The sequence below is a fragment of the Rufibacter psychrotolerans genome (assembly GCF_016924645.1).
Lineage (GTDB): Bacteria > Bacteroidota > Bacteroidia > Cytophagales > Hymenobacteraceae > Nibribacter > Nibribacter psychrotolerans.
On record NZ_JAFFJV010000024.1, the window covers coordinates 37486 to 58542 of the forward strand.

Consider the following 21057-nt stretch of genomic DNA (forward strand, 5'->3'; position numbering starts at 1 on the left):
TCACTCCCGCAGTAAACACCAAGAAGGCCGGTTCTAAGAAACCGGCCTTCTTGGTGTTGGGGAAATAAAAGACAAGGGTTATTTCAGGGCGATGGGGTCTGGCTTACCGTCTGGGTCGCCGGCCACGGTGCCCTGGGAGCGTACTTTGCCACCGGTTAAGGCCAGAATACCAGCAATGTGCGGGGCGGCGTAGGAAGTGCCGGTTCCGCTAACGTACCCTCCGCCTTTCCAGGTGGTGTAGATGCTGGTGCCGGGGGCGGAGAACTTCACCGAGGTCCCGAAGTTGGAGCTCTTGTTGAAGTTGCCGTAGGAGTCCATGTTGGACACCACGAACACGTTAGGGGCCACCACGCGGGCGGGCGAGTCGTTCTTGCAGTCAATGTAGCTGTTGCCGGCGGCTACCGCAATGTAGATGCCGCGGGCGGCGGTCTTCTTCACCAGGTCGTCCAGCATGGTGGAGGCGTTCACGCGCAGGCTCATGTTCACCACGTCGCCGGGCTTGCCGTTCTTGTACACATGGTTCAAGGCCGAGTAGATGCGGGTAAGGGTTCCGTAGCCGGTGTTGTCAAACACGCGCAGGGCCACAATGGTGGCGTTGGCCGCCACGCCCACCACGCCGATGCCGTTGTTCTTGGCCCCGATGATGCCGGCCACCCCGGTGCCGTGCCCGTAGCCGTCCTCCCAGGAGGTCACACCCGAGATGAAGGACTTGCTGCGCACCTTGTCCACGTTCAGGTCGGGGTGGCTGGACTGCACGCCCGAGTCAATCACCCACACGGTCTTGCCCGTGCCGTCGCCGTAGCCCACCCGCGCCACGCCCCACGGAATGGTCTGGGTAGAAGTGGTGGTGGTTGAGGTGGAGGTAGAGGTAGAGGAGGCACTTGCAGTTTTGGTTTCTTTGCCCAGCAGCACCGCCTGCTCGGGCTCTACGTACGCTACGCTCGCGTCTGCTTTCAGCCGGTTGATCTCGTCTTTGTTGAAGCGGCCCGCAAAACCGTTGAATCCTCCCTGGAAAACATCGCTGATGCGGCTGGCGTCAAACCCGTTCCGGGCCAGCAGGCGTTCGCGCAGGGTTTGTCCGCTCTGGTGGGTACTTTCTTTCAACACAACAATGTACTTGCCTTCAACGGCTTTGGAAGAAGCGGTGGGCTCCACCGGCAGGGAGGCCTGTTCCTCCATCAATTCTTCCTGCTGGCAACCAGACATTGAAAAGACTGAGGCTAAGGCAAAAAAAGACACGGCTTTCTTAAACGTAGCTGAATTCATAGGCATTAGGGGGTTAGTAAAGGTGAATCATATAGAAAGTGTTGCAGTGGTTTTGGTAAAAACACATGGTACTTTGTATCGTCTGCTTTCCAAATGTACTAAAAAATCCTACCCACATCCAAGCTTAAATTCTAATAAAGCATTGATATAAAAGCAGTTATATAGAAGTATATGAATGTAGGTATAGCTAAATTTAAATCTGGATCTCCCTGGTAAATAGGTCTTTAGGAAGCGTCTGGCTATTTTATCAAAGAAAACTGGAAATCTGCTAAAATATCAATGCCAAAATTGTTAGTTGTTTGCTAAAGAATTAGTACTTTTAGGGAGTAATTCAATCAACAGACCATTTATGCTTAGCACAAACCTGAAATACCTTAGAAAGCAACTTAATCTTACCCAGGTGCAACTGGCAGAAAAGCTGGAGATTAAGCGCTCCTTGATTGGTGCCTACGAAGAGGGAAGGGCGGAGCCTAAGCTGGCTACGCTGATGAAGATGGCTCAGGTCTTCCAGATGTCTGTAGATGAACTAATCAACCCCGACTTACCCAACACGGGCAAGGGCGCCGCCGGCCGGAAGCAGTCTAACGTTAAAGTGCTTTCCATCACGGTAGACGCTCAGAACCGCGAGAACATTGAACTGGTGCCGTACAAAGCCAGCGCCGGTTACCTGAACGGATACGCTGACCCTGAGTTTATGGAGGAGCTGCCTAAGTTTAGGTTGCCCATGATCCAGAGCCCCGGCACGTACCGTGCCTTTGAGATAAAGGGCGACTCCATGCTGCCCATCCCTTCCGGAACGGTCATTGTAGGCCGCTACGTGGAGCGCTGGCAGGAGATAAAGGACGGAACGCCTTGCATTGTGGTGAGCCTGCAGGAAGGCATTGTCTTCAAGCGCATTTACCACCAGCAAAAGCAGTCGGCGCTGCGGCTGCACTCGGATAACCCCAGCTACGAGCCCTACGAGGTTTCCCTGGAAGACGTGGTAGAGCTCTGGGAGGCCAAGGCCTACATCAGCACCACGTTCCCCATGGCTGAGATCTCCCTGGACAAACTCACCTCTCTGGTGCTGGACCTGCAGCAGGAAGTAAAAAAACTCAAGACCGCCAAGTAGGCCGCCATACCATCTTGTACTGCAAAGCCCTTTCGGGGCTGTTTTCCCCAAAACAGCCCCGAAAGGGCTTTCGGCTTTCTGGCGGGGTCCACTGGTAAACTTCAGGCCTTGGGGTACGTATTTACCCTTAACCAACCAGCGCCTTCACTATGATTGAGATCATACCCGCCTCCAACAGACACCACGCCTCGCACGGGTGGCTAGACTCCTACTTCCTGTTCTCCTTCGCAGACTACTATGACCCCGGCAACGTGCAGTGGGGTCCGCTGCGGGTCTTCAACGATGATTACATCAAAGCCAACAGCGGCTTTCCCGAGCATGCGCATTCTGAGATGGAGATTGTGACCATTGTGCTGGAAGGCGAGGTAACGCACACCGACAGCCTGGGCAACGACACGGTGATAAAAGCGGGCGAAGTGCAACGCATGACCGCCGGCACGGGCGTGCGCCACGCAGAGCACAACCACACTGACAAAGACCTGCATCTTTACCAGTTGTGGTTCCTGCCCAACAAGCAGGGGCTGGCCCCCAGCTACGAGCAGAAGGCCATTGATTTTCTGGACGAGAAAAATGAGCTCATTCCCCTGGTGACCGGCCAAAAGGTGCTGGAAGACGTGGTGTACATCAACTCCAATTCCACCATCTACTACGCCAACCTGCGCGAGGGCAAGGAGATAGATTTCAAGACCTTCCCCATCCGGAAGAGCCTACTGTACGTGACCACGGGCGAGCTGTTCGTGAACGGCCTGGCGGTGCAGAAGAACGACCAGGTAAGGGCCGCCGACATTGATGCCCTGCGCATCATGGCCACCGCCGACAGTACCTTTCTGCTGATTGACCTGCCCGGCGTGGAAGCCAACTACTAAGTTTCACATATAAAATGGAAGAAGGCCCGGCGCTGTACGGGTCTTTTTTGTTTTATAAAGGACTGATCCAAAAGCTATTCAGGAGATTCCTTCCCGGACCATCATTTCCCCTGGTTGGTTCGTGGCGGCGGACTGTTTACTTCACCTCCGTATTTCCCGTATGTAGGGCAGGAGCAGCGCTATCGGGAACCCGCCGTGGGCCGGAGCGAAAACAGAGCTTGTCACACCATATGCAGAAAAGACCGGGTACTTTCTTGATTCTTGTTTTTTGGATTTTTTTTCAGTTTTGGCCCCAAAACAGCCGAGCGTACGGCGTGCTTACCCACCAGGCCATTATTGATGTGGCCTGGGAGCCTTACCTTGTGCCGGCCCTCAAGAAGAAGTACCCGCAGGCTACCCCGCAGCAACTCACCAAAGCCCACGCCCATGCCTACGGCGGGGCCATCATCCAGGACATGGGCTACTATCCGTTCGGGAACACCTTTTTCACGGATCTTACCCATTACGTGAGGAGCGGCGACTTTATCGCGGCCCTGTTGGCCGAGGCCAAGACCTTGGACGAGTACGCCTTTGCCCTTGGCGCGCTCGCCCATTACTACGCCGACAACTACGGCCACCCCATCGGGACCAACCGCTCGGTGCCCCTGGTATACCCCGAGCTGAAGGCCGAGCACGGAACCAGCGTCACGTACGAGGAGCATCCCGTGGCGCACGTGAAAATGGAGTTCGGGTTTGATGTGCTGCAGGTGGCCCGGGGCCACTACGCCCCCGAGGCGTACCGCAACTTCATCGGGTTTGAGGTAAGCCAGGAGGTGCTGGAGCGGGCGTTCCAGAAAACGTACGGGCTGGAGCTGGGCAGTCTGTTCGTGAACCTCAAGCTGACCATCGGTTCGTTCAGAAGGTCGGTGAGCACGCTCATCCCCAGCCTGACCAAAGCCGCCTGGAACCTGAAGGCCTCTGAGATAAAGGCAGCCCAGCCAAGTATCACCCGCCGCCAGTACCTCTACCGGATCAGGAAAACCGATTACCACCAGCAATGGGGAAGAGAATACCAACGGCCTTCCTTGTTTCAGCGGGGCCTGAGCTGGTTATTGCGCGTTTTGCCAAAAATAGGCCCAAATCAGACGTTCGCGTTCAAGCCGCCCACCCCGGAGGCCGAGAAGCTGTTCATGGAGAGCTTCAACGTGACCTCCACCAAATACGGCGAAGGCATCAGGGCGCTCCCCGCCACCGCCCAGGCCATTGACAACACCGACCTGGACACCGGCTCCCGCACCCAGCCAGGCAAATACGGCAAGGCCGATGCCGCTTACGCTGAGTGGCTGGAAAGGCTCGGCAATACCGAGTTCAAGGCCCTGGCTCCCGAGGTGCGGAGTAACCTCCTGAATTTCTACCAAAACGCCGCCGCCCCTAAGCAGGGAGACAAAGAGGCCCAGGAAAAGTGGAAAAAGACCCAGGAACTCCTGGCCAAGCTGAGAGCGGCCAGTTAAGGGAAGAAGGTAGCCCGGGCAGCCTATATGATCCTGTTTGTCGCTCCCCTTGGATACCAGCGGAGAGTAGTCCTCCTTCTATTTGTTGGTAGAAGGGCAGTTTGCCTCCTGATTAACGCCATTTGCCTTGGGCGCAATCTCTTTAGGGCTGCCGGTTCTCCGGTCTGCCATAGAAACTTTGTCCCTTTCCATTCTTCAACCCTTTGCCTGTAAGGTGCCCTTAGGTTTGTGAAAGCCGCTTTTTCAAGGAGTATATAGGTGTACCCGGTTATTTTAATATAAAGATATTAAGAGAATGAAGTATATAAGTATTGGACTAAATGAATATGAAGACTCGGGTTAATACCGATAAAAAATAGTATAAAATTTTATGGAGTAGCTGTTACTTAATTGATTGTGCCCGTATAATGTGATTGTTGATACTTTTTAAAATAATAATTTTAAAAGACTATGAAAAAGAATTGGATATCACTCCTGGTGGCCCCCGTGTTTGTAGCCGGGGTATCATTAGCATCGTGCGACGATGATGATGATGCAACGGTGAACCCGTCAGGTTCAACAACCGGAACAACTACGGGTACAACAGGTAGTACTGGCGGCTCAACCACTGGTACCACCGCTGGCACTACTACCGGAACAACCGCTGGCACTACAACCGGAACTACTGCCGGAACCACGACCGGTACTACTGCCGGCACCACTACCGGTACTACGGCTGGAACTACCACTGGTACAACCGCAGGCACCACGACTGGTACAACCGCAGGTACCACTACCGGAACAACTGCCGGTACGACCGGTACTACCACCGCTGGAACTACCACTGGTACAACTGCTGGAACTACCGGTACTACCACCGCTGGAACTACCACTGGTACCACAGCGGGTACAACCGGTACTACTACAGCCGGAACAACCACAGGAACAACCGCCGGAACAACTGGTACAACTACAGCCGGAACCACTACCGGTACCACTAGCGGAACAACCACTGGTACTACCGCAGGTACAACTGGTACAACCACTGCCGGTACTACCACTGGTACTACCGCAGGTACAACTGGTACCACCACTGCCGGTACTACTACTGGTACAACTGCTGGTACCACTACCGGAACAACCGCTGGTACAACCGGTACTACCACCGCTGGAACCACTACTGGTACTACTGCCGGCACCACCACTGGTGGAACCACCGGCGGGTGATATTCCCATAGCTTTTAGCAAAAGAGGCAGCCAAATAATCTTGGCTGCCTCTTTTTTTATTTCCCTGACGGAGGTGGGTTCCAGCGCAAAGCTGCCCTGGTGCTATTTACCGCTATACCTCTTCCAGCGATTCAGTTTCCGGAAAATGGGCCTCGGTTAAGGTGCCGGCCACCGTTGGGGTGTTGTTCAGCCACTGGGTTTCCAGGGTTTTGCTGGTGCGGGCGCCTAATTTTTTGAGCAGCTCTACTTTCTTCAGAAGGTTTCCGTTGCCCTCAGAAAGTTTGTTCATAGCCGCATGGTACTTCTGCTGGCTACGGTCAAGGTTTACACCAATGTCCTTCAGGTCCTCCAGAAAATTGGCAAACTTGTCGTATAGTTTTCCGCTTTCCTCGGCAATGCGCAGAACGTTTCTTTTCTGGTTTTCCTGTTTCCAGACACTGGCTACGGTGCGCAGGGTGGCCAGAAGGGTAGAGGTGGTCACAAAGACAATGTTGCGGTCCAGGGCTTCCAGGAATAAATCGCGGTCCTGCTGAATGGCCAGGTTAAAGGCCGGTTCAATGGGAATGTACATCAGCACGAAATCCGGGGAGTTGATGCCGTGCAGGTATTGGTAGTTCTTGCGGCTTAGGTCGGTGTAGTGGGTCCGCAAAGACTGAATGTGGCTCTTGAGGTGGATCTGCTGCTGAAGTTCATCCTCGCAGTTGCAGTACGCGTCATAGGCCACCAAACTTACCTTAGAGTCAATGATGAGGTGCTTGTTATCGGGCAGGTCAATGATCACGTCCGGGCGGAAAATCTTGGCATCGTCGTGCTGCAGCACCTGCTCACGGCGGTAGTGTACATCGCGTTCCAGACCCGATTTCTCCAGCAGGTTCTCCAGCAGGTATTCGCCCCAGTTGCCCTGCGCTTTTTTCTCCCCGCGCAAGGCTTTAGTCAGGTTCAGTGCATCCTGGCTCATCTGCTGGTTCAGGTTGGCCATGTAAGCAATCTGCTCCTTCAAAGAAGTGGTGTCTTTCAGCGTCTTCTCGTAGGTTTGCTCCACCTTTGATTCAAATTCCTTGATGCGCTCCTTTAGAGGGGAAAGCACCTGCTCCAGGTTTTCGGCCGAGGTTTTCCGGAAGTGTTCGGCATTGTTAACCAGCACCTGGTTAGATACCTGGGTGAACTGCTGCATGAAGGTTTCCCGGAGGTGGGAAAGCTCTGCCCGTTCATCAGACAGCTTTTGCTTCAGGTGGTAGATGTCATTCTCGGCGCGGGTAACTTCGGCGTGCAGTTCCATCACCTTGCTGTTTTCCCGGCGCAACTGCTCCTGCAGCTTTTGCATTTCGGCTTGGGCGGCTTCCTGTTGTTTCAGGGCAAACGCTTTCTCTCCTTCCTGCTGCTGTAAAACGGAACGCAAAGAGGAGAGCTTGGCCTGAACCAGGAAGTAGGAAAGAATGGCTCCCACCAGAAAAGCCAAAAGGGCGAACGTGATATCCATAAGCAAGTAGTGTGAATCAGGAGTAGGAACACCTAAAGGTACAAATTAAGTGCCCTTTCCTAAAATTTTTCGCAAATAGTAATAGGGTTAGCAAGTGGTTTTCCTGTCTTTAGAGCGGAAGCAGAAGAAGTAACACAATATTAACCAAAGCCTATGGTTACTTCTGCGTGTTTTCAGTATTAAGGAATACCTGGGTGTTCTTAAAGTTGGGTTGATTTTAGCGGATAAAACGTCCTCTGCGAAAACAAGTCCTAAAACAGCAAATCGGGTTTCCTGAAGGAAAGTGAAAATCCTTTCCGGGAGTGGATTTTATACCAACTTTTGGCGTTCCTTAGGTAAGGTTCTGCCTGGAACCGCCAAAGTTGAAAATGATACTATGAACGTGTTTTTACTTAAAAATAAAGGATTTAAATCTTATTTGCGCCGCAAACTGGTAGAACCGGTTCTGGAAATGGCCAAACAAGGGTTAACGCCGCACCAGTTAGCGCTTACCATCACCCTGGGTGCCGGTTTTGGGATGATTCCCTTCATTGGCCTGACCACGGTACTTTGTACCTTCTGGGCTCTTCGGCTGCGGCTGAACGTGGCCTTCACCATTCTCATCGGGTACCTGATGCAGCCGGTTCAACTGGCCTTGTACGTGCCGTTTGTGGATCTGGGGCAGAATATGTTCCCGGTGAAGCCCATCCCGTTCTCGCTGGAGAAACTAACCAACATGTTCAAAACCGATTGGCTGAATGCCCTTCAGCAACTGGGGTTCGCCAACCTGCTGGGCATTGTGGCCTGGATGCTCTGCTTCGTTCCGTTCGGGTTGGTTATGTATTTCTCCAGCCGGAAGGTATTGCACCGGGTGCTTCCTGTTCGGCAGGTAGTCTGATGTTTCAGGGCTGTTTCTGGTAAAAGGGCCCTGAAACGCTCTTTTCTTCCTTTCAATGCGCAACTCCTGATAGTACCTGTGGTTAATACCCAATTTGCCTTAAAAGGAAAGCTGGGCTAAACGCCAGCTCCTTATGTGCGTACGGATTACCTGAATGAACCACCTGCCTTGAACGCAGTCACTCAGTAGCGGTAAGGGCACCATCATCCGTAATCCTATTCGCCATGTCTACTATCCCACAGGAAAAAGTACTGGACAATTCTATTCGCCTGCTGTTGGAAGGGTTTCCCTTTATCCAGAACCGGGTGGAGCGCTTCAAATCCAATATCTTCAAGACCAGGATCATGTTTCAGAACGTGATCTGCATGCACGGGGAGGAAGCCACCAAAATCTTCTATGACCCCGATAAATTCATGCGCTGGCAGGCCATTCCTAACAGAATTCAGCGCACGCTCATGGGCAAAGACGCCATCCAGACCATGGACGGCGAAGGGCACCGGCACCGCAAAGCCATGTTCATGTCGCTCATGACCCCTGATAAGCTATACAAGCTGAACCATTTACTGACCGAGCAGTGGAACGCTTACATTAAGAAGTGGGAGCAGATGGAGGAAGTGGTGCTCTTTGAGGAAAGCCAGGATTTACTGTGCCGGGTGGCCTGCGCCTGGACCGGAGTTCCCCTGAAAGAAAAGGAAGTACGCCTCAGGGCCCAGGATTTCGCCGCCATGGTAGATGCCTTTGGCGCGGTAGGGCCCCGGCACTGGCGCGGCAGAAAAGCCCGTAAGCGCGCCGAGAAATGGATTGGCAAGATCATCAGGAAGATCAGGAAAGGGAAGCTGCAGGTACAGGAAAACTCCCCGGCCCACGTCATAGCCTTTCACCGCGATGTGGAAGGCGAACTGCTGGACGTGCACATGGCCGCGGTGGAACTGATCAATCTCTTACGACCCATTGTGGCCATTGCCTGGTACATCACCTTTGGGGCGGTGGCGCTGCATGAGCACCCGGTGGCCCGCCAGAAAATCGCCGAGGGCGAGGAAGGCTACGTGGAGCTGTTTGTGCAGGAGGTGCGGCGGTATTATCCTTTCGGGCCGTTTTTGGGAAACCGGGTGAAAAACGATTTTCATTGGGGCGGCCACCACTTCAAGAAAGGCACGCTGGTGTTTCTGGATATGTACGGCACCCTGCACGATCCGCAGATCTGGGAGCACCCAAATGAATTTTACCCTTACCGCTTCCGCAACTGGGACGGCAGCCCCTACAACTTCATCCCGCAGGGCGGCGGCGACCATTTCACCGGTCACCGCTGTGCCGGCGAGTGGGTGACCATTGAAGCCATGAAAGTCTCTATGGTGTTTCTTTCCAGATACATGGAGTACGAGGTGCCGCCGCAGGATTTAGGTTTCAGTCTGGTACGCATGCCTACGTACCCCCGGAGCAAGTTCATCATGCGGAACGTGCGGGGCACCGGGCAACCGGTGGAGGCCGATGTCCATGCCCTTTCCAAATGCCCGTTCCACCAGGGAGCAGCCTCCGCGCCCCGCGCGTAAAAAGCAGGTTTCCTTGTGTTGGCCTATTGCCAGCCCCCTCCCGCGCCCATGAACTGGAAAGCGGGAGGGGGCTGGTCTGCTTTGGTAGCAGAAGGCTTTAGATGTATCGGGCTAAGTAGAAATCAGCCAGGCATTTATGTTTTTGGCCCCTTTTGGGCAAAGAGCGCAAAAAACGTAAAATATTGCCCGGCAGGATAGGGTAAGACTGCCCGAAGGGTGTCTATAGAGTAAGCAAAAAGAAAAGCCAACTCTGGGGTAAATCTTTTACTTTGAAGGAGTATTCTCAGTAACTTCAGCCACTTTATTGTATTCCATCAAATTGAATATACCCTATGAGAAAACTTGTTGTTCTGGCAGTCGTGCTGGCCACCAGTACCCTTGCCTTTGCGCAAAACAATGTTCCGGCCGCCAAACCCGGCGTGACGTACGGTAAGAAAGTTACTGCCCAGAAAGCCGTAAAGCTGGCTGATCTGCCCAGGAAAGTGGCGGGCGGCGGGGCTTACGTGGGCCAGATTGAAGGCACCGTGGTGGAGGTCTGCAAGAAGAAGGGCTGCTTCATGAAACTGGCCCGTAAGAACGGCGACCCCGTGATGGTGAAGTTCACCGACTACGCCTTCTTCATGCCCCAGGACATTGTAGGCAAAACGGTGGTGGTAGAAGGAACCGCCCATGTGAAGGAAACATCGGTGGAGCGCCTGCAGCACTTCGCCGAAGACGCCGGTAAAAGCAAGGAGGAAATTGCCAAAATCACCCAGCCCAAGCGTGACATTGAGATAGTAGCCGATGGCGTGCTGGTAGTGAAGTAAGTACCTGGGGTGCTGGCAAGTGTTCTGCTGAGAGGAAATACCTTTTTTCTATCTATATGCAAGCACAGAATTTAAGATTGGAGCGGATAATTCCGGTTACCGCTATGTTGGGAGGGACCCTGCTGGCCATCCATTACTTTCTTCACCTGACCTATGGTCTGCAAACCGGCAAAATCCTGTGGGATGCCATGAGTAGTCCGCTGGGCCGCATTGATGGACCGGTTTTCACGGCCTCTTTCGCCACCATGGACCTTACGCTGATAGCGATAGCCATGGCCTATTACCGGCAACTGAATGCCATCAAATTCGGGGTCTTGTTCTTCGGGGTGGTGGCGTTCCTGTGCGCTATGACCGGGTTCGTAGCCACCCTGCTAGGGAACATGGTGCCGTACGTGATGCCCGTTGCCTGCCTCACCATGTTCCTGAGCGCCATCCTGCTCAGCATCGCCACCCTGAAGGCCCGCGTCCTGCCCGCCTGGGTGCGCTCTGGCCTGCTGGCCTTTGGGGTGTTCACGGCGCCGCTGGGGTTTGCCCTGCCAAACCTCAAGCCCATGCTCCCCGAGTTTGCCTTGTTTGAGCTGCACTTCATGTTTCCGGCCCTGCTCTGGGTAGCCATGGGCATTGCCCTGGCCCGGCAGCATGGCAATAGGAGGGGTACCGGCCAAGCCGAGAAACTGGTAACCAGAAAAATTCCTGCCTTCAAAGAAACCCCGGAGGAAAACTAAGGAGCGCGTTGCCAAGTAACAGGAGTGCTACCTGCTTTTGGCGTTGGACCCCGTTTTCGGGCCGGTTTCTTTAAACCAGCCCGAAAACGGGGTTTTGCTTATCCTCTGGCGCAAATACTCTTGTACGGGCAGTACTGGCAAGTTTCCAGATCATTCGTTTTCCGGATGGGCTCCTCGGGGTTGAGCATGTGCAGCACCAGGTCTTTCAGGAGCCGTTCAGAGGTTTGGGTGAAATCGGCGGGTTGACCATCTGCCTCCACGAAGGGGAGTTCTGAAGTAAGCACGCCGGCCCCCAGGTTGCGGAACGAGATAATGCCCGCCTCAAAATCATACATGGCTTTGGGTAGGTTCAGGACTTTGCTCTCCAGCAGACTTCCTTTCTGAATCTCCTTGGCCAGGATGTAGCGGTACATCCAGAGCTGGCGCACTTTGTCCAGGTGGCGGTCGTGCAGAAGGGTGGTCTCCAGTTCCTCGGGGTCTACCTTCAGGTGGCGGGCTTCTACTTTACCGGTCTTGTAGTCAATCACGCGCAGGGTGCGGCCGCTCAGGTCAATCCTGTCTGCTTTCCCGGCGATGCGCACGGGCACCCTTTCGCCGGAGGGCAGCTTCACGTCCAGCTCGGTGAGCAGCGTTTCCTCCAGTTGCAGGATGTACAGCGGCAGTTCCTCTGAGGTGAGCAGGCCCTCCAGGTAGCGGGTGAGCAGTTGCACGGCCACTTTGTAAAGGATCAGGTTCATGCCTTGCTCGGGTAAGTTGCCCAGCGTACCGCGCTTGAATTCCTGCTGTACTTTCTGCGGCAGACCGGCCAGCATCTTCTCTACATCTTGTTTCTCAATGGGCCGACCTTCCTCGGCGAACGGCTTGAAATAGTCTTCCAGCACCTGGTGCACAATGGTCCCGAAGGTATCGGCACCCACGGTTTCATCAATCTCGTCTACTTCCTCCAACTTGGCGATGCGGCTGAAGTAGTACTGCAGCGTGCAGTTCACGTACTGGTTCAGGTGCGAAGGGTACAGACCGCGCCGCAGCTGCTCCTTGATCTTGCCCAGTACCTCCTCGTCTTTCTGGATGATGATATCGGGCTCGTACTCCTTGGTGTCCAATTGCTCCACCACTGCGGTGAGTTCCCGGAACCTGAGGTTGGGGTTGCGCATGGCCAGATCGTGCTGAATCTGTAGAATAAAGCGGCTTTTCTCCCCGGAGCCGTAGGTATCAGAAGGCAGCACGTACAGCAGGTTTACGCGCTTGGCTCGCTGCAACAAACGGTAGAAGTAGTAAGAGGTAATGCTCTCTTGTTCAGCGTAGGTAGGCAAGCCAAAGGTGCGCAGCACATCATACGGGAACATGGAGTGCTGCTTCTTGGGTTGGGGCAGCACGTTTTCGTTTACGCTCAGGATGATGAGGTTCTCAAAATCCAGGGCCCGGGTCTCCAGCATCCCCATGACCTGGGTTGGAGAGATAGGCTCCCCGCTGAACGGCAGCTTGGTATTGCCTATCTGCTCGTACAGAAACTTCTTGAAACTCCGCACCGAGATCTTATGCTCCCGGCAATCGAACAAGGTGTCCAGCCGCTTTACAATGGTGTAGAGGATGTAGAGGTACTCGGTTTCAATGGGATTTTCAGATTCTACCCGGTAAATGCGACCCAGGGCATCTACCAACTGGTAGAGCGTGTCAATGAGATCGGTGCAGTCGTTCCAGGTGCGGAAGAGTGTGATGAACATAGGATGCTCCCGGCCCAGCCGGATGATCTCCTCGGCGGTGAGCAACACGCTGTTGCGGGCCACCATCTCGTCCAGTACGTGCTGAAACAGGTCCAGGTCGGCCTCGCGTTCGGCAATTTCGTTCAGGTACTGCTCATAGCGGCGCAGGAAGGGGTGTTGCAGCAATTTGGTGACCGCCAGGTGATGGTAGCGGTTTACTTTGTACCCGGTGTCGGTGGGTTGCACTACGCCCGTCAAATGCACCTCAAAGAGCAGATCAATGAGGTTGAACAGGGGGGTGCCCTTGAACGACAGACCCATGGTCACGTTGTAATCTGATACCTCGTCCGAGATGGAGTGCAGCACGGGCAGGAGCAGGGTCTCATCGGGCAGTACAATGGCAATCTCCGCAGCAGGGTCTTTTTGCCGGATTTCACGCAACAGCTGACCCGCAATCTTGCCCTGCATGCTGGCGTTGGCCACCCCAATAGCGTTGATCTCCTTTTCAGAAGTAAGCAGCAGGTTCTGTTGCCAGTTCCACTCGGGTAGGGGCCATTTGGCTTTGTAGCGTTTCAGGAAGTGCCCGGCGCGCTTGTCAGAATCAGAGGCCATGTAATAGTCATCTGAGTCAAAGAACACCTCGGCTTTGCCTGCCTCCAGCAGGGTCTGAATGATCTTCTGCTCGGCCCGGGACAAGGCGTTCAACCCGATGAAAATGTATTTATAACAGCCTTCCTCACTTCTAGCAATGTCTTTGATGCGATCGGCTACCATCCTGAAGGCCATGCCGGTATACGCCTGATGGTCCTTCTTCAGTTTCTTCTGCAGGGCGTGGTAGGTGCGCTCCAGGTTGGCCCAGAGCTGGAAGTACTGCTTCACGTTAGGCGTGGGCACGCTGCTGCCGGGTTTGGCTGGGTCCCAGCGCTCCAGGGCTTTGGCTTCGCTCACGTAGTCAAATACCTCGTGGGCGTTCACCAGCTCCATGTCCATGCGACTGAAATCTTCCAGCAACGTGGCGCTCCAGCCCACAAAATGATCAAAATCCAGGTGCGGATCATACTGCAGCATGAGGTCATACAGATCCAGTTGCAGGTGCAGCGGCTCCAGTACCTCCACGCTGGCCATGTTGCAGACAAAGTCCTCCATGGAGTAAATCTGCGGCGACCAGATACCCGTAGGCGCCACCTGGGCCAGGGCATTCTTGAAATACAAAGTAGCCCGGCGGGTAGGTAGCACAATGCACAGATCGCTCAGGCGCTCGGCGTAGGTTTGGTAGATATGTTCAGCGGTTTGCCGAAGAAAGGATTGCATGATTCAGGGTCAAGTAGCGCGAAAAGAACAGCAAGATACTACGTTTTGGGGCTGTTTTCAGGAAATCAGGGCTAAAACTGCTTCAAGGACTCTTATATTTGATTTTTTATGGGTAAGGGGTTGGTCATACTCTTTTACAACCGTAAGAAGGAGTTTTAACGCCAGGAGGGATTATGAGCCGCTATGCCATTTCAGATATTCACGGGTGCCTCAAGACGTTTCGGTACCTGGTGGAGGAGGTCATCAAATTGAAGTACCGCGACCGGCTGTACCTGCTGGGCGATTACATTGACCGGGGCCCCGACTCCAAGGGCGTGCTGGACTACATCATGAAACTCAAGCGCGACAGCTATCGCGTTTACACCTTGTGCGGCAACCACGAGGACATGATGATGAAGGCCCGCGACAATTCTATTTACCACACTTCCTGGATGTTCAACGGCGGCAAGGAGGCGCTCAAGAGTTTCCGGGCCGAGACTATCCAGGACGTGCGGTTCACCTACTGGGACTTCCTGGAGGAACTGGAGCTGTACTTTGACCTGGACGATTACCTGCTGGTGCACGCGGGCTACAACTTCGCCCTGCCCGACCCGGCAACCGACCGGCACACGCTCATGTGGTCGCGCACGTTTGAGGTAGACAAGCGCAAGCTGGGTAAACGCAGGATTGTGCACGGGCACACGCCTATCTCATTGGACCGCATGACGGCCACCCTCAAAGACCCCAACGCGCTGGTGTTCAACATAGATGGCGGCTGTGTGTTCAAGGAAAAGTTTGGCTACCTCACGGCCCTTAACCTGGATACGCTGGAGCTGCACACCGTCCAGAACCGGGAATAACGTACGCCAACAAAAAAGCCCCAGATCTCTCTGAGGCTTTTTTGTTGGCGGTTGCTTAGCGCTGCACCGGATGCGGCTCATGCAGTTGCAGCACGCGGCTGGTGTAGGCCCGGGTCTCCTCGCAGAGCTGCGGGTTCTTGGCCAACGACATGCCGTAAGACGGAATCATCTCCTTGATCTTGTTCTGCCACTCAGACGTAGCGGCCCGCTCTGGGAAGCACTTATGGATGAGGCCCACCATGATGGAAACCGCCGTGGAGGCTCCCGGCGAGGCGCCCAATAGCGCGGCAATAGAACCATCGGCGGAGCTTACCACCTCGGTGCCAAACTCCAGTACGCCGCCCCGCTTGGGGTCTTTCTTGATGACCTGCACGCGCTGGCCGGCCACCTCCAGTTCCCAGTCCTCAGACCGGGCGGTGGGCACGTACTCGCGCAGGGCGGCCATGCGGTCCTCAGGCGACTGCAGCACCTGGTTGATGAGGTACTTGGTGAGCGGAATGTTGGTGTACCCGGCCGCCAGCATGGGCTTGAGGTTATTCACTTTAATGGACAGGGGCAGGTCAAAGAACGAGCCTTTTTTCAGGAATTTGGTTGTAAAACCGGCGTAAGGCCCAAAGAGAAGCGCCTTTTCGCCGTTGATCACGCGGGTGTCCAGGTGCGGTACCGACATGGGCGGCGAACCTACTGAGGCTTTGCCGTACACCTTGGCCTGGTGCTGGGCTATCACGGCTGGGTTGGTGCACTTGAGCCACTGCCCGCTTACCGGGAAGCCGCCGAAGCCTTTCCCCTCGGGGATGCCGGAGGCCAGCAGCAGGGGCAGGGAGCCGCCGCCAGCGCCAATGAACACAAATTTGGTGCGGGCCGTGCGCTTCTGGCCGGTAGCCAGGTCCTTCACCCGTACGCGCCATAGGCCATCGCGTTTCCGGCGGAAGGAGCGCACCTCGTGGTTCAGGAACATGTTCACGCCGCCCATTTTCTTCAGGTAATCAAACAGGTGGCGGGTAAGGCACCCGAAGTTCACGTCGGTGCCCACTTCCATGCGGGTGGCGGCCACCTTGCAGGTATCGTCGCGGCCGTTCATGATCAGGGGCATCCACTCGGTGAGCTGGTCCACGTCCTCTGAGTACTGCATGCCCTGGAAGAGCGGCGAAGTGGTCATGGCCTTGAAGCGCTTCTGCAGGAATGACACGTTTTTGTCGCCCCAGACAAAGCTCATGTGCGGCACACTGCGGATAAAGTCTTTGGGATCCTCAATAATGCCTCTTTCTACCAAAAAGGCCCAGAACTGGCGCGACTGCTCAAACCATTCGGCAATGACATCGGCCTTGGAGATATCAATGGAGCCATCGGCTTTCTCAGGAGTATAGTTCAGCTCGCAAAAGGCCGAGTGGCCCGTACCGGCGTTGTTCCAGGCATCAGAACTCTCGGCGGCCACCTCGTCCAGGCGTTCGTATATTTCTATGGTCAGATCGGGTTGCAGCTGCTTCAGCATCACGCCCAAGGTGGCGCTCATGATGCCCGCGCCAATCAACACCACATCTGGTTCGGTTACTATTTTGTCCATGATTTACTTTTATATACTTCCTAGAGTACGAAGAAACCAACAGAAAGTGTTTTGCCCAAATCCATGGCCTATTAAATGAAAAAAGCCAATGCGCGAACATTGGCTTTCTTAGGCGTACGGGCAGCTTTTTAGCTGTTTTTCACCAGTTTATGCACGGTTACTTCCTTTTCATGGTATATTCGCAGAAAGTAGAGCCCGGCGGGGGCGTTTTCCAGGTGGGGCAGGGAAATGGTTTGTTCGCCGGCCTGGCCCTGCAGCTGCTGTTCTTTCACCACTTTTTCGGTGCCGTCGGTGAGGGAAACCCTGATGGGCTGGTCCCGGGCCAGGTCTACCCGCACCGTCACGGAACTGACAAATGGGTTGGGGAACACGGCTGAGGTGAGGGTAGCTTTGCGGGCCACGGCCTGGCTCTTGACCGCCACTACTTTTGAGTATTCGCTGGCGCCGTCATAGTCTACCTGTTTGAGGCGGTAATAAGACGTGCCCGGCAGGGGGTACGCATCCTGGAAAGAATAGTGCACGGGCACGCTGCTGGTGCCGGCTCCCGCCAGGGTCTGGATGGCTTTGAACGTCTTACCGTCCTGGCTGCGCTCTACAATAAATTCTTTGTTGTCTTTCTCTGAGGCAGTAGCCCAGGTTAGGTTCACCTGACCGGAGGTTTTAGCCTTGGCCTCAAATAAGGTTAAGCTCACGGGAAGCACGGTGGGGGTGAGCTCAAAGCTCTCCACTGCCAGGGTGCCGGCGCCCAGGTTGCCCTTCCGCACGCTGATCTGGCCGGGTTTGCCGTTGGCTTTAACCGTAATCATGTGGGTGCCCTGGCCTTTTACAATTTCCCAATCGGCCGGGGCAGACCACTCATAGGCGTAAGGAGATGGAGCGGCGGGTACGGTGTAGTGGGCAATGGCCGCCCGCTCAAGGTAGGTGGGGCCCGTGATCACCAGTTTCTCTGCCTGACAGGTTTGCGGCCGGAAGGCCACTTGCCCAACAGTGGTAGAGGCTTTCGCCTCTACCCTGATTGTTGTTAGTTGGGTAAATTGGGCGGCAGTAAGCGTAAACGAAAAAAAATCAACGGCTCCGTTCTTCAACTCCTCGGCCTTCTTTGCCTCAAATTTCAGGGCGTAAAACGGAGATTGGGTAGCATTCTCAAGGGTATAGCTAACGTCTGGGTGGGTGTGTGTAGGGTTAGTGGCCCGGGCACCGGCGGGTAGTTCAAACGCTACGTAGCCAAGGTCATGGGGCTCGTGGTTCTGCACGGCAAAGTGCAGCGTTACGGTTTGGTTTGAGTTTTTGGTGTAGCTGGTATAGGTAACCTCAAAGCCCTGGCTGGTGGCCTTGCACCCCAAAGGGAAAGTCTGAGCGGTGGCAGAAAAGCTAGTTGCGCCTAAGGTTGAGGCAAACGCGAGAAATGGAATGAGGTAGGTATAAGCCTTTTGGAGTAAGGTGGTACTTAGTAGAGTGCAATTAGGGGTAAAAATGTAACGCATTTTGGAGCTGCTTCTTAACAATTCTGTGTTTTTGTTAGGATGCTGCAAAGGTAGGGCTACCCTTAACGGAAGAGGGAGAGTTTCGATAAACCTAGTTGGATACTAGATAAACTCCTTATAAGGCTTGCGAATGCACGCTTCTTGCTCCGTGAATAGCTGCTTTTACCCGACGAAAAGATTATGTTAGAAGGCTTAACCAGAGATGAACGGGATTAATAATCGGGGTCTGAGATGAAGAGTAGAAGAAGGGGCAGGATGGTTCGCCTCGTCTACTTTACAGGCTCAAATCTTCTGCTGAGGATATGGTAAGTTGAGAGCACCTTGGTTATTAAGAGCAATCTCAACCATAGATTCAGGCCATCACACAGCAGGGCCTAGTTAGGTTTAGCTCACCAACAAAGAGCACGCCTTATAAGATTGCAGTGTTCTTTTTTGCCCCTTTACTCAGCAGCAATTTGTTATGCCTAAGTATAAGTGGGTAGCAGATCGGAGGTGACTTTCTCTAATATCTTCTAAGGGAACAGTTGCCATTAAAGTTGTCTTTGGACTAACCCGAGTTGTCTTTAGAATAATCCGAAGAAATTTTACTAGGGAGTTTAAAGATGCAATCAGTAAGGAACTGGTCTTCTATTCCTCTCCAATAACGGAGCGGGTAAGGGTGGGAGTTTAGAGATGCTTAGGTGCTCTGATACAACTAAACGAGGAAGGCGTCCTTACCCCATGCAATGTTAGAGAGGGAAATGAAAAGCTAAAAGAGAAGCTCCTTTTTGGACATCTTTCAAAAAAGGGGCTAACCTCAAAATGCGCCTATTTTATTTACAAGCTTAGTGATAGCTTTTCTAAAACATGGTCTGTCCACAAATCCATCACTTCTGTAACAATTATAGTCTTGAAACCGAACCGCTGGCCTTCCATTTCAACGCCTTTGGAATCATCTACGTGCACATCAATGCCGAAGGCGGGCGGGAACTTGGAATACTTATTACCCTCAGCTAGCAAGGTGCGGTCGTGCCGCCGCTGATTGATGATGCCGTCAAGCCAAATACCATAAGAAAGAAAAAGTAACCTGATGTAGTTGGCAGAGCGGAAGGAAGTGGTATACACGAAAACCTGATGACCCTCAGCTTTCAATTTCTTTACCAGCGGCACTGTTCCCAACCTGATTTTCTCATGACCAAACGTTTTCTGGAGCAGGTTCCGCTTTTCAGTAGGAAAGCGTTTTGTTCCGGGGATGAGCGTGTCATCTAGGTCAAAGGAGATGGTCATGAAAGTAAAGCTAGATTCTGGTCTGTTTTAAGAAATTTGGCACTAAACAGAGAGTCACAAGTGGACGCTTGCGCGAAATAATATTACTCTTTTCTTTGTATAAGTGTTGAACCTTTGTCAATCACATCTCTTGCTATATCTAAAGCTGAATTAACATCTTTTATACTTTTTGAGTTTTCATTAATTGGGCTGCGGTAAATACCGTATACTGCATGAAGTATCAACTCGTCCTTGTTTTTGTCATCATTTAAGATGTCTGCATATGCCTTTATAGTTAATGCTGCAGCTGATTTAAATGCGTATTCTTCTTGGAAGTTTCTTTCTTTATTATATTGAGAAATAGAATAGTAAAGTAAAAAGAAGAATGGTAAAGATTTTAATGAGTTGATTAATATGCTTTCCCACTTCAATGAAGCTTCTATGCCGTGCATTTCTCCTATCAAACCAAAGAAGTTGGTAAATATTCCCAGAATTGCAAGAAATGTTAACACACCCATAACACCTACAGCATACCTCCAAAATTCCAAAGGACCGTTAAGTTCGCTTTTTCTTTGTTTGAAAGTCTCAAATAAAGATGCTCCAACCTCTCTACCTATCAGATTATCTAAGTAAGAGTTTCTATCAGTGAAATATTGATGTTTTGATTCTACATAAGAAAGTTTTTCTTCAAAGTCTGAATATAAACCTAAGTAGTTTTTTTCTGTTTTATTAAGCTTACCTATCAAATCAGAAAATTCTAATTTAAACTTAGAAAAACTTAAGTTAATATTTTCCTCAGTACTTTCAATTTTAGATTTCGATTTTTCTACTTCAACTAGAATCGAGTTAATTCTTGTGTCATATTGAGTAGATGTATTTAAGAGATTTTGAATTTGGTTCGTATTTGTGTTTGAAGAATTGAGATTATTTGTAATTTGCTGAAGCTCAGATTCCTTCTGATTTCTAAAGTTGTTTAATGAAGTGAGGCTTTCTTTAATGTCTTTTATTAAAATGTTATATTGCTCTTTTAGCTTTTTAATATCTGTCTCTATTAATCTTATTGAATCTGATTTCTGTTGTATATTTTCTAGATCATTTAAGTTAGACTTAAAATTTGCTTTTTCTAAAATGTTATTCTGTAATTCATAGTGAGCTAGCCATAATAACATGTTTTCAGCTGCCGATAACTGGTTGGAGTTGATGTAGTTTATCAAATATGTGATGCATGTGTTAACGTCATATTGACCAATATCTGCAGTAGAAAAACTGCTCGGTAGAATCAATTTGTTTGGGCCATTTAAAGCTAACTCAAGTTGCTTTATTAGTCGTTTGCTCAAACTTACGAATTCCAGAACCGACATCCTGCTGATTAGAGAATTTCCTAAATCTGTTTCATTGGGGTTTGCTTTTGAAAGTATTTCCTCTATTTCTAATTTCTTGAAAGCTTCTATTTGTGTAAGGATGCTATCAATTTCCTGTTGTCGCATGTTGCTTCTTAGTTTATAAGTTTAGTAGGTTATATGAATAATATTAT

16 protein-coding genes are annotated in these 21057 nt (G+C 52.2%); 9 read left to right on the plus strand and 7 right to left on the minus strand.

The features are described 5' to 3' along the window. Positions 1 to 78 precede the first annotated feature (78 nt). Positions 79 to 1266 (minus strand): S8 family peptidase, encoded by a 1188-nt coding sequence (locus JT718_RS19190; protein ID WP_240337183.1) that lies wholly within the window; start codon positions 1264 to 1266, stop codon positions 79 to 81. A gap of 349 nt (positions 1267 to 1615) precedes the next feature. On the opposite strand from JT718_RS19190, the gene JT718_RS19195 reads away from it, so the two are divergent. From JT718_RS19195 to JT718_RS19210, 4 genes are all read left to right on the plus strand, one after another. Continuing rightward, complete coding sequence (locus tag JT718_RS19195) at positions 1616 to 2377, plus strand: LexA family transcriptional regulator (protein WP_205504417.1); 762 nt, start codon at positions 1616 to 1618, stop codon at positions 2375 to 2377. Positions 2378 to 2526: 149 nt separating this feature from the next. Further along, positions 2527 to 3243 carry a pirin family protein gene (locus tag JT718_RS19200; RefSeq protein WP_205504418.1) on the plus strand — a complete coding sequence of 239 codons (717 nt, stop codon included), beginning with the start codon at positions 2527 to 2529 and terminating at the stop codon, positions 3241 to 3243. Positions 3244 to 3557: 314 nt separating this feature from the next. Further along, a complete protein-coding gene (locus JT718_RS19205; RefSeq protein WP_205504419.1) occupies positions 3558 to 4733 on the plus strand; it encodes a zinc dependent phospholipase C family protein in 1176 nt (391 codons plus the stop codon). A 450-nt stretch (positions 4734 to 5183) separates the two neighbouring features. After that, positions 5184 to 5939: a hypothetical protein gene (locus JT718_RS19210; protein ID WP_205504420.1), complete on the plus strand. Its 756-nt coding sequence runs from the start codon at positions 5184 to 5186 to the stop codon at positions 5937 to 5939. A 112-nt stretch (positions 5940 to 6051) separates the two neighbouring features. On the opposite strand, the gene JT718_RS19215 is transcribed toward JT718_RS19210, so the two are convergent. Beyond that, positions 6052 to 7419 (minus strand): DNA recombination protein RmuC, encoded by a 1368-nt coding sequence (locus JT718_RS19215; protein WP_205504421.1) that lies wholly within the window; start codon positions 7417 to 7419, stop codon positions 6052 to 6054. Positions 7420 to 7795: 376 nt separating this feature from the next. Between JT718_RS19215 and JT718_RS19220 the strand changes: the two genes are divergently transcribed. The 4 genes from JT718_RS19220 (at position 7796) to JT718_RS19235 (ending at position 11377) form a co-directional block, all read left to right on the plus strand. After that, positions 7796 to 8296, plus strand: coding sequence for a DUF2062 domain-containing protein (locus JT718_RS19220; protein ID WP_205504422.1), 501 nt, complete (start codon positions 7796 to 7798; stop codon positions 8294 to 8296). Between the two features lie 224 nt (positions 8297 to 8520). Beyond that, complete coding sequence (gene cypC / locus JT718_RS19225) at positions 8521 to 9846, plus strand: CYP152 family fatty-acid peroxygenase CypC (RefSeq protein WP_205504423.1); 1326 nt, start codon at positions 8521 to 8523, stop codon at positions 9844 to 9846. Between the two features lie 332 nt (positions 9847 to 10178). Next, positions 10179 to 10652, plus strand: coding sequence for a DUF4920 domain-containing protein (locus tag JT718_RS19230; RefSeq protein ID WP_205504424.1), 474 nt, complete (start codon positions 10179 to 10181; stop codon positions 10650 to 10652). A gap of 104 nt (positions 10653 to 10756) precedes the next feature. Beyond that, the gene (locus JT718_RS19235; protein ID WP_205504425.1) at positions 10757 to 11377 is read left to right on the plus strand and encodes a hypothetical protein; all 621 of its coding nucleotides are present in this window, start codon (positions 10757 to 10759) and stop codon (positions 11375 to 11377) included. A gap of 98 nt (positions 11378 to 11475) precedes the next feature. Here the strand turns inward: JT718_RS19235 and JT718_RS19240 are convergent, their stop codons facing one another. Continuing rightward, positions 11476 to 14391 carry a PD-(D/E)XK nuclease family protein gene (locus tag JT718_RS19240; RefSeq protein ID WP_205504426.1) on the minus strand — a complete coding sequence of 972 codons (2916 nt, stop codon included), beginning with the start codon at positions 14389 to 14391 and terminating at the stop codon, positions 11476 to 11478. 173 nt (positions 14392 to 14564) lie between these two features. On the opposite strand from JT718_RS19240, the gene JT718_RS19245 reads away from it, so the two are divergent. Next, positions 14565 to 15230 (plus strand): metallophosphoesterase family protein, encoded by a 666-nt coding sequence (locus tag JT718_RS19245; protein ID WP_205504427.1) that lies wholly within the window; start codon positions 14565 to 14567, stop codon positions 15228 to 15230. Between the two features lie 55 nt (positions 15231 to 15285). Here the strand turns inward: JT718_RS19245 and JT718_RS19250 are convergent, their stop codons facing one another. The 4 genes from JT718_RS19250 to JT718_RS19265 form a co-directional block, all read right to left on the minus strand. Continuing rightward, positions 15286 to 16794 (minus strand): malate:quinone oxidoreductase, encoded by a 1509-nt coding sequence (locus JT718_RS19250; protein WP_205504428.1) that lies wholly within the window; start codon positions 16792 to 16794, stop codon positions 15286 to 15288. A gap of 128 nt (positions 16795 to 16922) precedes the next feature. Then, a complete protein-coding gene (locus JT718_RS19255; protein ID WP_205504429.1) occupies positions 16923 to 18137 on the minus strand; it encodes a PKD-like domain-containing protein in 1215 nt (404 codons plus the stop codon). A 957-nt stretch (positions 18138 to 19094) separates the two neighbouring features. Beyond that, positions 19095 to 19544: an HAD family hydrolase gene (locus JT718_RS19260; RefSeq protein WP_205504430.1), complete on the minus strand. Its 450-nt coding sequence runs from the start codon at positions 19542 to 19544 to the stop codon at positions 19095 to 19097. Between the two features lie 83 nt (positions 19545 to 19627). Next, positions 19628 to 21010: a hypothetical protein gene (locus tag JT718_RS19265; RefSeq protein ID WP_205504431.1), complete on the minus strand. Its 1383-nt coding sequence runs from the start codon at positions 21008 to 21010 to the stop codon at positions 19628 to 19630. Between the last annotated feature and the right edge of the window lie 47 nt (positions 21011 to 21057).

What these genes read in the sequence shown, in the direction of transcription:
- JT718_RS19190 (WP_240337183.1), bottom strand. Translation starts at nt 1,266, where the DNA reads ATGAATTCAGCTACGTTTAAGAAAGCCGTGTCTTTTTTTGCCTTAGCC.
- JT718_RS19195 (WP_205504417.1), top strand. Translation starts at nt 1,616, where the DNA reads ATGCTTAGCACAAACCTGAAATACCTTAGAAAGCAACTTAATCTTACC.
- JT718_RS19200 (WP_205504418.1), top strand. Translation starts at nt 2,527, where the DNA reads ATGATTGAGATCATACCCGCCTCCAACAGACACCACGCCTCGCACGGG.
- JT718_RS19210 (WP_205504420.1), top strand. Translation starts at nt 5,184, where the DNA reads ATGAAAAAGAATTGGATATCACTCCTGGTGGCCCCCGTGTTTGTAGCC.
- JT718_RS19215 (WP_205504421.1), bottom strand. Translation starts at nt 7,419, where the DNA reads ATGGATATCACGTTCGCCCTTTTGGCTTTTCTGGTGGGAGCCATTCTT.
- JT718_RS19220 (WP_205504422.1), top strand. Translation starts at nt 7,796, where the DNA reads ATGAACGTGTTTTTACTTAAAAATAAAGGATTTAAATCTTATTTGCGC.
- cypC (WP_205504423.1), top strand. Translation starts at nt 8,521, where the DNA reads ATGTCTACTATCCCACAGGAAAAAGTACTGGACAATTCTATTCGCCTG.
- JT718_RS19230 (WP_205504424.1), top strand. Translation starts at nt 10,179, where the DNA reads ATGAGAAAACTTGTTGTTCTGGCAGTCGTGCTGGCCACCAGTACCCTT.
- JT718_RS19235 (WP_205504425.1), top strand. Translation starts at nt 10,757, where the DNA reads ATGTTGGGAGGGACCCTGCTGGCCATCCATTACTTTCTTCACCTGACC.
- JT718_RS19240 (WP_205504426.1), bottom strand. Translation starts at nt 14,391, where the DNA reads ATGCAATCCTTTCTTCGGCAAACCGCTGAACATATCTACCAAACCTAC.
- JT718_RS19245 (WP_205504427.1), top strand. Translation starts at nt 14,565, where the DNA reads ATGAGCCGCTATGCCATTTCAGATATTCACGGGTGCCTCAAGACGTTT.
- JT718_RS19250 (WP_205504428.1), bottom strand. Translation starts at nt 16,794, where the DNA reads ATGGACAAAATAGTAACCGAACCAGATGTGGTGTTGATTGGCGCGGGC.
- JT718_RS19260 (WP_205504430.1), bottom strand. Translation starts at nt 19,544, where the DNA reads ATGACCATCTCCTTTGACCTAGATGACACGCTCATCCCCGGAACAAAA.
- JT718_RS19265 (WP_205504431.1), bottom strand. Translation starts at nt 21,010, where the DNA reads ATGCGACAACAGGAAATTGATAGCATCCTTACACAAATAGAAGCTTTC.